The organism is Bradyrhizobium sp. NAS80.1, from assembly GCF_001908205.1.
GTDB lineage: Bacteria > Pseudomonadota > Alphaproteobacteria > Rhizobiales > Xanthobacteraceae > Bradyrhizobium.
Window position 1 is genome coordinate 1 of the sequence record NZ_LGHL01000112.1, and the last position, 11,355, is coordinate 11,355.

Consider the following 11,355-nt stretch of genomic DNA (forward strand, 5'->3'; position numbering starts at 1 on the left):
CGCCTCATGTACATAGTCATTCGAAAGTACACCAATGTTCGTTCGGTTTCCGATGCGGCTCGCCGCGCCAAAAGCGGCATCGGTCAACTCCTAAAGCAATCGCACGGATTCAGATCTTACTATGTATTGGATGGCGGCGGAGGAGTCGGTGTCGCCGTGATGATATTCGAGGACAGCCAAAGCGCTGATGCGGCGAACGATAAAGTGATGGAGTTTGTGCAGGCGAGCTTGCATGACCTCAATCTCGGAGACCCCCAAATCATCGGCGGGGAAGTTTTGGTGAATATAGAGTCGGATAGGCAATCCTTCGTAGGGGCTGCTCATCCGCTGTGAGCAAAGCACGGCGCCGAGCGGCGGCCGCCGCGTCCGTCAACAAAAAACCTCGCGAAGGGTATCGGCCGTTTGGTCGGCGTTCGAATTTTCCCGTTAATCATGGCCATACTGGCTGATTATTCTTCTTTTTCTGACTCGGGGTATTTGCATGACCAGCTTGTCTCCTAACGTTGTGATCATTGGTGGAGGAATTGCCGGCGGCACCATGGCCACCGTGCTCGCCCGGAACGGGTTAGAGGTCACCGTGTTGGAGCGGGAGACGATTTACCCCGACCGGTGCGAGGGGAATGGATGGCCACCTCGGGAGTCGCCGAGTTTAAGCGACTTGGGCTTATCGAACTCCTGCAGGACAATGGCGCAATTCACGTAGAACGCAACGTTCCCTATGACGAAGACAGCGAGCAAGCGCTGCCTACTGGCCGCGGCTTGAAGAAAGGTTATGTCGACGCCCAAAAAAACTTCCAGGTGATGTAACTAAATGGCTTTGAGCACGTAATTACGGTGGCCCGTACTCGCTGCTGCAACGCAAGAACTTGCCATGCTTGAGGCTGGTCATGTTGATCCGATGATGCGGGTCGCTTAGCATCGTTCGTGCAGAGAGCGGGTTCGATAGTTTTCGAACTTGGTTGGCAACACCTGGGTATCGAGGGGTCGTCATGAATCACGAGACCGCAGTTTCGAATGCCAAAGACATCGCCGATCGCATTCTCGCACCGGCCGCCAGGCAAAACGACAAGGAAGCCCGATTTTCATCCGAGGCAATCGCGGCGCTCGGTCCAGCCGGATTGCTGGGGATCACGCTGCCCACCGAGGTAGCCGGCTCGGCGCTCGGACCACGGACCCTCGCCGCGGTCATCGCGACGTTCGCAGAAGCGGATGCATCGGCGGCGATGGTCTATTTGATGCACATATGCGCCACCGCAACCATCGCGGCGGCCCGTCCGGGAGCCGCCGTCGCGCAGACGCTTAAGGACATTTCGACCGGCAAACACCTGACCACTTTGGCGTTCAGCGAGGCCGGATCACGTAGCCACTTCTGGGCGCCTGTCTCGCGAGCGACGCGCAACGGCGCCGGGGTGCACCTCAGCGCCAAGAAATCGTGGGTGACGAGCGCCGGCCACGCGCAAAGCTATGTCGTCTCGGCGCTCTCTCCTGAAGGCAAAGGTCCAACCGAAACGACCCTTTACCTTTGCGCCAGCGATACGCCCGGACTGTCGGTCGCCGGCCCGTGGGATGGTCTCGGGATGCGCGCCAACGCATCCGCGCCGATGATCCTCGAAGATTGCGAGGTCGCGCCCGGTTTCCAGCTGACCGATGACGGTGCCGGGTTCAAGGCCATGCTGGAGGTTGTGCTTCCGCTGTTCAACCTTGGCACATCGGCGGTCGCACTTGGTCTTTGCCGGGCCGCAGTGGCAGGGACCGTGGCGCATCTCAATGGCGCTCGCTTCGAGCATCTGGGCCAGACCCTCGGCGAGAGTCTGCCGACGCTTCGCGCGCAGCTAGCGACGATGCAGATCGACACGGATGGACTTGCCGCACGTGTCGACGATCTCGTTGATCACCTCGAGCGGCCCCGGGACACCACGATGCTGCGCGTGCTCGAGAGCAAGGCAGCGGCAGGTGATGTCGCCATCACCGTCACCTCGACCGCGATGCGGGTGTGCGGAGGCGCTGCATTTTCCAGGCATTTGGCTATCGAGCGATTGTTCCGCGATGCCCATGCGGGCGCTGTGATGGCGCCGACCGGCGATGTGCTGCGCGACTTCATCGGCAAAGCCATTTTGGGAATACCGCTGTTTTGAGCGCGAGAGCGCAGCGCCGCCTGGCAGCGATTCGGGAGCGCGATTGATCGCATTTCAACATCGAGCCCGCGAAGGGAGATGTAGTCATGAGCCGGACAATCTGGGTAGGTGCCGTCGCATATGATCCAAAGGTGGTCGCTATCTGGGAGGGCATGCGTCGGTACTTTCACGACGAAGCGAAGCTCCCTGTCGAGGTGGTGCTGTTTCAGAGCTACGAGGCGCAGGTCGCCGCCCTCCTCGCCTTGCCCGAGGAGCCGCTGCCGCGCATCGATATCGGATGGAACACAAACCTTGCTTATATCCAGGCCGATGCCTGGAGCGACCATCGCTGCCGACCGATCGCGATGCGCGATACCGATGTCGGCTGGATGACCAAGATCGTCGCGGTCACCGGCGGGCCCGTCGCAAGGCTTGCCGAAGTTAGGAACCGCACTCTGGCTATCGGCAGCCGCGACAGCGGCCATGCGGCAATTCTCCCGGTCTATTTTCTACAGCGCGAGGGGTTCGTTGAGGGGAAGGACTACCAAACGCTGCGCTTCAACACCGACCTCGGCAAACACGGCGACACCGGGACGAGCGAGGTCGACGTCGTTCGCGCGGTCCTCGACGGCCGCGCCGATGCCGGGGCAATCGGCAGCCCATTCTGGAATACCGTGCGTAGCGAGCACCTGGTGCCGGAAGGCGCGTTGACGGAGATCTGGACCTCGCAGCCCTATAATCATTGCATGTTTACTGCTCGGGTCGATCTCGACCCTGCAGTGGAGGAGGCGTTTGCCAACGCATTGTTTAGAATGAGCTACGATAACCCCGCGCATCGAGCTGTGCTTGATGCGGAAGGGTTGCGCCAATGGATACCGCCGCAGCTCGAAGCTTATGCCGAGTTGCGCGACGCCTCGACGCAACAGGGTTTCTTGGAGCGGCCATGAACGCTGTCAGGCGCAATTAAAAATCCTTGCCAACCGGCGTTGATGCTCGGATTCGCGCTCGAAGGCGCGGCGCACGGCCGCGAAGGAATCGGCAAGTGGAAGGATGTCGCGACTGACCAGCAGATCGTTATCCTCAGCTCCGACCGGATGCCAAAACACGCCTTCAGCGGTGATCGTCACCTCGGGAACCAGATCTGCCCTTGCCAAGGCGATGCCCTGCGCGGCCGAGCCTCGGAGCGCAATTCGCCTGATCACCCGGTTCTCCTCGCTCACGTGATGGGTATCGAGGAAGCCACAGAACTCTTCCGCCTCTGCGTCAGTTGAAACCGTCGCCGCCAATCGCACCCGAAATCCCTCGGCGCGGGCCAGCTCGATTCCCTTCCAGGTGCGCGCCCATGTCCCCTTTCCACGATGGCTCTCGTGACGTTCCGGTGTTGGGCTGTCGAGGCTGATTTGCAAGGTCACGCGCTCGCGCGGTAATGAGCGCAGCGTTGCGAGTCGGCTTCCGGCAAACAGCATGCCGTTGGTGAGGACCGTGGTTGGCGCCGCCGCGGCACATGCAGCAATGATCTCGCCAATATCCGGCAGCATGAATGGCTCACCGCCAGTGAGAAACATTTCGTCCACGCCGAGCTCCGCCGCTTCGACGGCAATCCGCCGCACCCGCTCAACGCCAAGCGCCCGCCGTTGAGCTTTGGGTGACGAGCGCACGCAACAATAGTCGCAAGCAAGGTTGCAGTCGAAGTTGGTGTAAAGCCACAAGCGTGAGCCGACAGGCCGATCCTCTCCAACATTCTCAGGAGCCTCTCCGTAGCGGAGCACCCAGCGCGTGCGGCCGCCTTCGTCAGAAGCGCCGACCAGGCTATTGCGGGTGAAGCGACACCATGCCTCAAGCTCGGGGCCAATGCTTGCATCACCGCTGATCACGGCAACGAGATCGCCCTTACGACTGAGGCGCAACGCAGCTATCAAATCTGGCAGGAGGCCCGAGGCAAACGTCTTGGTGCCGGCATCGAGCTCAAGTTTCGCGTTGGTCCTCATCCGTAGATCCTGGGTCCTGCGATCTACCGCACCATTTTCGCACCAGAAACGATCTCACCAGAGCGCAACGAACACGATCAATCTCCAACGAAAATTCAGTATAATCAACGATTGCGTTCTTTAGCCCGTCGCTCACAACGGTTTGGTTGCGGGTTCGAGCCCTGCCGGACTCACCGGTGAATCAGTGGCTTAGGAGGTTTTCATTGCCTCATTGTCGGGCTACCGCACCTGAATGCCTGATTGCTCTTCTTCTGCAGACATCAAACTACCGCTTCACGTTCGATCTGACTATGGCTTGATCGTGGATCCGGCCGCCTTATCGCATCAACCGGACAAATAATGCTCTGGCCAACGGCCCGCTAACGGTCGACGTCTTTCGTACCCAAAGAGCCGTCTTGTCGGCCTGCGGCGGCTCGGCCGACTGACCTTAGACGGACTGTCAGATATCGCCTATGACGCGACTTTTTCGGCGGGAGGCCGCTTTGCGCCAGAAGCTGCCCTCCCCGCGAGGTTCCATTTTGCCCCTCTGCGGACATTGCGACGGCGTTGTGCGCATGAGTTGGCAATCGCATCACACCATCACACTCTGCGCGCCGGCGGCGCCGAGCTGCAGATGACACTTGATGAGATGATCGACCAAAGTGCGTCAAGCCTTGCAGTGCAGGCGACCAGCAGCTATCCCACCACGCAAGCGGTGAATTGCATCATCAGGCCAGCTGGTCGAGCAGCGCCTTGACGTCCCGCAGGACTGGCGTGCGGAAGCCTTCGGTGAACGCGCGATATCGCAGCACGAGGAGATTGTGAGCTTCCATGCACTTGCCTTGGTCACGCCACAGGCGAGCAAGATTCGTCGCAGCGCGCAGCCCTAACGTCTTCGCGCTCTGGCGCTCCGCCACGGCGAGCGCTCGATGATAATTCTGCTCCGCCGCGGTCTGGTCGCCTCGCGCATTCAACATGTCGCCTCGAAGTCGATGCAGCTCGGCCTCACTGGACCGTTCCTGGGTCGCCTCGATGAGCTCCGCGGCCTCAACAAGGCATTGCTGCCCCTCCTGCAGATGCCCCACCTTGGCGTGAGCCTCGGCGAGAAAGCAGAGCGCGCGCGGCGTGTGCACCACAGCTCCGGCACCACGAAGCACCGAGAGCCCTTTCGCGAGCAAGGCGAGGCCGTCCTGCGCCTGTCCAACGGCCGTCAATGAGCGACCATGCTGGAGAAGTCCGAGGCCCAACCAGAGCGGAAAGCCATGCTCGTTCGAGAGAGCCACCAGTTCTTCTGCATGCCGTAATGCATCATGCGGCAAGCCGGCGGCCGCCTCCACTGCACACACCTTGCTCAACACAAAGGCCACCGTGAACGGATGGTCGAGCAAACGGGCTTCTGACAACGCCTCGTTCGCGCGCGCGCGTCCCTGATCGATGTCGCCCAGAAGCGCCAACGTCACCGCTAAGTGACCCTGGCTCGCCGCGCGCGGATCGGCCACCGCTATGGCGGCGCAAGTCGCGCGAGCGGCCGGATCTCTCAAGCCCTCACACAGCTCGAGAAGGCCGCGCGCTGTCACAAACTCCCCGCGATAGTGGCAACTGGCGCCGTGGATATAGTGACCCAGCAGCAGAGTGGCTTGATCTTTTCTTGTCTCGCCCAATTTCTCCATCTGCTCGGCAAGCGACACCGCCAGCTCGTGCTCGGCACGAACCGAATGGAAGCCCCATTGGGAGTAGAGCAGCGGAGCGAGACGATCCGGCTGATCGAACCGCTCAGCGAGTGCCCGCGCCCTGACAAGGGTATCGGCCACCGCCGGCGCAGAATATCCCCTGGCTGCCATCAGGGCCCGCCCGAGGGCAATCTGCAGGTCGAGCTCGTGCTGCATTGGCCGCGACTCCTCGGGCATGTTCGCAAGCAATTCGAGCCCCTTTTGCAACTGCGCCACCGCTTCCGTCATCGCCGATCGCGCGACCGCCTGCTGGCCGGCCTTGAGCCAGTAGCCGACCGCCTTCTCGTTGAAACCGGCCTCGGCACAATGGTGAGCCATGAGTTGGGGCTGAGCAGCCACGATTTCAGGGAACTGGCTCTCTAGCGTCGTCGCAACGCGAGCATGGATCTGCTGGCATCGACCGCGCAGCATGGTGCTATAGGCTGCGTCCTGCACCAGCGCGTGCTTAAAGGTGTACTCTGCATCGGGCGGGGTCCCCCGCCGAAAGACCAGTTCGGCGTTTACGAGCTGCGCCAAGGCCCTGTCCACCTGTTGCAGCGGCATGGCCGCGACGGCGCTGATCAGTTCATGCGAGAACGACCGCCCAAGGGCAGCTCCGATCTGCGCCATCTCGCGCACGGGCGCCAAGCGATCGAGCCGTGCCAGGAGCGAGGCGTGGAGCGAGGTAGGGATGGCAAGCCGAGGCACGGGCCCCCTCGCATCAAAGCGGTCGCCAGCGTCGGCCAGCATGCCGCTCTCGATCACCGCCTTGGTCAATTCCTCGATGAACAGCGGTATGCCATCGGTCCGATCGATGATTCCTTCGACGATCTCCTGGGGCAACGCCTTGCCGCCGGTCACCCCCATGATCATCTCGGCGCGCTGTCGATGCGGCAGCCGACTGAGACTGATCAATGTCACGTGCGAGCGCCCGATCCAGGCTGGCGCAAACTCTGGCCGGAAAGTGATGATCAGCAAGACTCGGAGGGTGGCCACGCGGTCGACGATGCGGTCCAACAGGTCGAGCGAGGTAGGGTCGATCCAGTGCACATCCTCGAACACCATCAGCACGGGCCGGCGCGCCGCCAGTCCCTCGAGCTGGGCCAGGAGGACCCCAAGCGTCTTCTCCTTGCGCTTCTGAGGGGTGAGGATGAGAGGTGGATAGCCATTGTCGATAGGCACGGACAGCAGGTCCGCGATCAGAGGGACAGCCTCGCTGAGGTCAGCGTCTGACTCCGCAAGCAACGCTTCGAGCTTGTCCAACCGTTGCCGGTCCGTATCGTCGCGCCGGAATCCCGCCGCCCGCTCGAGCTGTGAGATGGTCGGGAAAAGCGCGCTGTCCTGATGGTGCGGCGAGCAGAAGCGGCGCAAACGGATATGTGGATCATCGCTCAGTCGCTCGAGCACGGTCTCGGCGAGGCGCGATTTGCCGATGCCGGGCTCACCCGATATCAGCACGACCGAGCCATCGCCGCGTTTTATCTGCTGCCAGCGGCGCATCAGCAGCTCGATTTCTTCATCGCGGCCGAGCAGTGGCGTTCTGGCTACCCGCAAGGCCTCGAAGCGGCTATCGATCGCGTTCGCACCGATGACTCGCCAGACCGGCACCGGATCGCTGAAGCCCGTGATGGACACGCTCCCGAGAGCGAGATACTCGAAGAGTCCACCGACGAGACGGCGGGTACTGCCGTCGATGACCATCGTATCCGGCTCGGCCAGCGCCTGCAGCCGCGAGGCCAGATTGGGGGTCTCACCGACCACCCCATGTTCCTGCGATACGCCATCCCCGATGAGATCACCGACGATCACCAGGCCAGTGGCAATGCCAACTCGCACTCGCAATCTTGCCGACGGGCCGACATCGAGTCCTGCCACGGCCGCAACCAACGCTAGTCCGGCGCATACCGCTCGCTCAGCATCGTCTTCATCGGCCCGCGGATAGCCGAAATATGCGAGCACGCCGTCGCCCATGTATCTGGCAACGAACCCTCCAGATTTCTCGATTTGCTCGGCACAGCAGCGGTGGTACTTGCCAATGATTTCCCGCAAGTCCTCAGCGTCGAGCCTGGTCGAGAGCGCTGTCGAGCCAACAAGATCAGCGAACATCACCGTGAGTTGACGTCTCTCGGCCGCGGTCCAAGGAGTACGCACGGGTCTCGGTCCGGTCTCAGCGAACTCCGCAATCGCACGCAACATCTTCTTGCGATGGCCGAGTGAGACACCGATTTTTTCGAGGTCATAGTCGGTCAGATCGCGCAGAACGCTTGGATCAATGTCGTTCTCGGCAAAGCGCTGCGCGTATTGCCCTAGGCCAAGGATGTTGAGCCAGTCCGCAATCTGCTGCATTGGCTCCCTCGACTGTCTGATTGACGGCCAGCCGGATTTTGGACTACGGCAAAGTAACGTTATCCCGATCCTTTCAGCATAGCATGCTTTAGTTCGCGGCGTTCGGCCGCGGAAAGGCCCTCAGGCTCTGCCAAAATGGTGCAACAGTACAGGCGCTCGCTACTAGGCCGCGAGTGGCACGATAAGAGCAACTCGATTGCCGTATGCGCTCGATTTTCCGCGGCAGGGAGCGTTGCGTCTCCTAATTGAGGCTGGTTCATATGCCGGCGACAACGATGGAGGGCTCCGTCGTGCCTCCCGGCCCGCCCACACGAAGCTATCGCAACTTCCGGCGCCGGCGCTGGCCTCAAGCGTTTGCCTGAGCCCGCTCCTGGGCGGCGCGTCGACGCTTACCACGTCCGCGCCGACGTCTGCTCCTGTCAACCGGCCGCAGCAAGGGTGGCGCCTCGGGTTTGGAGCTGTCGACTAGGCCCTTTCGGCCCGCCAGGTCCACTACGCTTGGGCGCGCCTTCCATACTTGCTCTGAAGGGCGGCCGAATGGCCCAACACACCCTTGATGCGCCGCAATAATTTCACATCTAGCGCTCAATCCTGCCGCCCGCTGGGGGGCAGCGCATGGGGGGACATCACCATGACTGACAGTGAGCGCAAAGAACGCGTGGATCGACTTGAGCGCTATCGGGTCCTTGAAGATGAGACCACTGACCCGCTCGCGGCGGGTTTGCTCCATGACATTGTCGAGGAGCTGGAAGCCGAATTAGAAGCAATAGCTGCAACGGCGGCGTTGATGCTTGGCCGGTAATGCGAACGCTTAGCGCGGGTCCCCAACGCAAGACCCCAACCGACAAGTCTGTGCGCGGGTGCTGTCCTAATTCCCCTCCGCGAGTGTCCTAACTAGGACAGCACCTGTCGCTAGAGTCCTTTTCGTGACGCCTATGACGGGGCGGCTTTCGCTTAGCGCTGATGGCCTAATCCAATTCCAAGGCTGCGTGCCTTTTGTCTCAATGAGCCCTCGGATCGCTTCATCAGCTTCGACAACTTTGCCACTGGGGTGCGGGCTTTGGAATGTGCCTTGAGCACCTTGACGTCGTCTTTGGTGTATTCTTTGCGCTTGCTCTTCGTCTTCTTTGCCACTTGATGTTCTCCGGCGTGATCACGCGCGGGAGTAAAGTGATCATGCGAATGCGTCAAGCACAGGTGATGTGCAGGGTCGGATCGATCCAGCAGGTTCACTTACTCCGACAACGCGGTCAGGTATCGGATGGCAACGAATGTGCCCGCGCCAACGAAAGCAGTCAGACCTATGGAGAACAGAACCCTCAAAAGCTGGGCTTGTTTAGTGCTCAAGTGGAGTCCCCCCGCACTGTTCGTCTGCCATGCTGTTGCTTTGGCTAATTTGCAACAGACCTCTGACTGCCTAGCCTCTTAAAGCACCGCTAGCAGGATGATGCCTGTGACAAGCACTGCAAAGCCAAACGCAACCGTGGCGACGAAAGACCGCTCGATATGATCCATGATGCTGCCCCTCGTTGGCGAGCCACGTTCCCCCATGGTGTCACCGAACAAGCGGAGCATCTTAATCTGCTGTGTCTGAATTTATGCGACGGGATGTTCAAATTGGGACACCTCTGCAGCCCTCGAGGATATCCGGGTCGCGTGACACCTCGTCGTAGTAGCCTTGCGCCATCCATCCGCGCAGATGGTTGGGAGGCCACCAGTTGCTGAGTTTTCCCTGATGTCTAGAAGCCCTAGCCCTAATGCCCCCTTCGAGTTGGGGCCGGCGCGATCTCGTTACCCCGAGAGTGGGTCGAACTCTAGGATTTGGGCCTTCAGCGTCAGTCCTTCTATGAAGGGCCTGTTCATTCGTCGACAGGAACGCGAGCAGCACCCAGCCGGCGAAATTCCTGGTCCTCTTGATCAATGACAAGGACGCCCCGGCGCTCGTGCCGCACAGTGACCGTTACACCTACACGGAACTGACGACAGCCGCCGGTGGCTCAAGTGCACAAGGACTTGAGCTCTGGCGGCGGGGCCCCCTTCCCCTCGAGCATCCCCAGCGCGAGCGCGGCCTCCACCCGCACGCTCGGATCCTTATCAGCTCCTAGCTGTCGGATGGGAAGGAGGGCTTGCTCGATTCCCGGGAATGCCGGACCGAGGCGACCGAGGTGCCAAGCCGCCAGGCTGCGAACGAAGTCGAGTTCATTGCCCAATTCCGCGATGAGGACGGTGACCGCCTCTGCACCCGACGGCGCCACCCGGGCGAGGGCCGCCGCCGCCCAGACGCGCACGAACGCAACCGGGTCCCGGACGGCCGCGGCGAGGTCGGACATCGCCTCGGCCGCCGCGGGGCCAATCTCGCCCAAGGCATATGCGCCGAGGCGGCGCCGGAGCGGATCGCTGCTCGAAAGCTCCTTCACCCAGTCTGCGATCGAAGTCCCTAGGTAAGCGACCTGTGCGCTCATGGTTCGACCTCGCTCAAGACGCCGCGCCGAGTCGGCGGTCCAGGTTGAACGCGGCGCTTATCAACCCGATGTGAGTGAATGCCTGCGGGAAGTTGCCCAGCGCTTCGCCACGTGGACCAGTCTCCTCGGCGTACAGGCCGAGGTGGTTGGCGTAGGTCAACATCTTCTCGAAGATGAAACGGGCCTCCCTGGCGCGGCCCGCCCGGGCCAGCGCTTCCACCAGCCAGAACGTACACATATTGAACGTCCCCTCGCTCCCGGTCAGGCCGTCGCCGGCTCCTCTGCCGATCTCGTAGCGGTGCACCAGACTGTCGGAGACAAGCTCCGCCATGGTCCGATCCAGCGTCCCACGCATGCGGGGATCGGTCGGCGACAGGAAGAACACGAGCGGCATGATCAGGTTGGACGCATCCACCGCGTCAGTGGCGAAGTGCTGCACGAAGGTCTGCCGCTTCGTGTTCCAGCCGCGCGTCATGATGGCCTCATAGATGCGGTCTCGCTCCGCGGCCAGACGGGTGCGGTCCAGCGGCAGGCTCCGCTTCTGCGCGAGGCGGACCGCTCGGTCCAGCGCCACCCAGCACTGCACCTTGGAGTAGACGAACTGCTGTCGTCCACCGCGCACCTCCCAGATGCCATCGTCGGCTCGCTCCCAGTTCTTCGCCACCCAGTCCAGCATCTTGCGCAGGTGGCACCAAAAGTCATAGGCGATCGGCGTCCCGTACTTGTCGTACAGGTAAACGGCATCCAACAACTCGCC

Annotated in this window: 11 protein-coding genes; 6 read left to right on the forward strand and 5 right to left on the reverse strand. The window is 61.5% G+C overall.

Annotation, left to right across the window (positions count from 1 at the left end; genetic code table 11):
• The first annotated feature begins 6 nt into the window (after positions 1-6).
• The 5 genes from AC629_RS24275 (at position 7) to AC629_RS24290 (ending at position 3,061) form a co-directional block, all read left to right on the forward strand.
• Positions 7-333 (forward strand): hypothetical protein, encoded by a 327-nt coding sequence (locus AC629_RS24275; protein ID WP_084807481.1) that lies wholly within the window; start codon positions 7-9, stop codon positions 331-333.
• 148 nt (positions 334-481) lie between these two features.
• Positions 482-703, forward strand: a complete 222-nt coding sequence (locus AC629_RS50680; protein WP_084807474.1) for an FAD-dependent oxidoreductase — start codon at positions 482-484, stop codon at positions 701-703.
• Positions 625-807, forward strand: coding sequence for a hypothetical protein (locus AC629_RS47060; RefSeq protein ID WP_168195574.1), 183 nt, complete (start codon positions 625-627; stop codon positions 805-807). Before AC629_RS50680 ends, AC629_RS47060 begins: the two co-directional genes overlap by 79 nt.
• Before the next feature lie 182 nt (positions 808-989).
• Positions 990-2,135 (forward strand): acyl-CoA dehydrogenase family protein, encoded by a 1,146-nt coding sequence (locus AC629_RS24285; protein WP_084807475.1) that lies wholly within the window; start codon positions 990-992, stop codon positions 2,133-2,135.
• An 86-nt stretch (positions 2,136-2,221) separates the two neighbouring features.
• Positions 2,222-3,061, forward strand: a complete 840-nt coding sequence (locus tag AC629_RS24290) for a phosphate/phosphite/phosphonate ABC transporter substrate-binding protein (RefSeq protein WP_084807476.1) — start codon at positions 2,222-2,224, stop codon at positions 3,059-3,061.
• A 6-nt stretch (positions 3,062-3,067) separates the two neighbouring features.
• On the opposite strand, the gene AC629_RS24295 is transcribed toward AC629_RS24290, so the two are convergent.
• Together AC629_RS24295 and AC629_RS24300 are read right to left on the reverse strand one after the other, a co-directional pair.
• Positions 3,068-4,102 carry an Rv1681 family radical SAM protein gene (locus AC629_RS24295; RefSeq protein WP_084807477.1) on the reverse strand — a complete coding sequence of 345 codons (1,035 nt, stop codon included), beginning with the start codon at positions 4,100-4,102 and terminating at the stop codon, positions 3,068-3,070.
• Between the two features lie 707 nt (positions 4,103-4,809).
• Positions 4,810-8,136 carry an adenylate/guanylate cyclase domain-containing protein gene (locus AC629_RS24300; RefSeq protein WP_084807478.1) on the reverse strand — a complete coding sequence of 1,109 codons (3,327 nt, stop codon included), beginning with the start codon at positions 8,134-8,136 and terminating at the stop codon, positions 4,810-4,812.
• Between the two features lie 631 nt (positions 8,137-8,767).
• Between AC629_RS24300 and AC629_RS47065 the strand changes: the two genes are divergently transcribed.
• Positions 8,768-8,938: a hypothetical protein gene (locus AC629_RS47065; protein WP_168195575.1), complete on the forward strand. Its 171-nt coding sequence runs from the start codon at positions 8,768-8,770 to the stop codon at positions 8,936-8,938.
• 152 nt (positions 8,939-9,090) lie between these two features.
• On the opposite strand, the gene AC629_RS24305 is transcribed toward AC629_RS47065, so the two are convergent.
• From AC629_RS24305 to AC629_RS24315, 3 genes are all read right to left on the reverse strand, one after another.
• The gene (locus tag AC629_RS24305; protein ID WP_084807479.1) at positions 9,091-9,270 is read right to left on the reverse strand and encodes a hypothetical protein; all 180 of its coding nucleotides are present in this window, start codon (positions 9,268-9,270) and stop codon (positions 9,091-9,093) included.
• An 863-nt stretch (positions 9,271-10,133) separates the two neighbouring features.
• A complete protein-coding gene (locus tag AC629_RS24310; protein WP_084807480.1) occupies positions 10,134-10,598 on the reverse strand; it encodes a HEAT repeat domain-containing protein in 465 nt (154 codons plus the stop codon).
• Between the two features lie 13 nt (positions 10,599-10,611).
• Positions 10,612-11,355, reverse strand: a 744-nt coding sequence (locus tag AC629_RS24315; RefSeq protein ID WP_143199402.1) for a glycoside hydrolase family 15 protein, incomplete at its 5' end; no start/stop codon positions are given.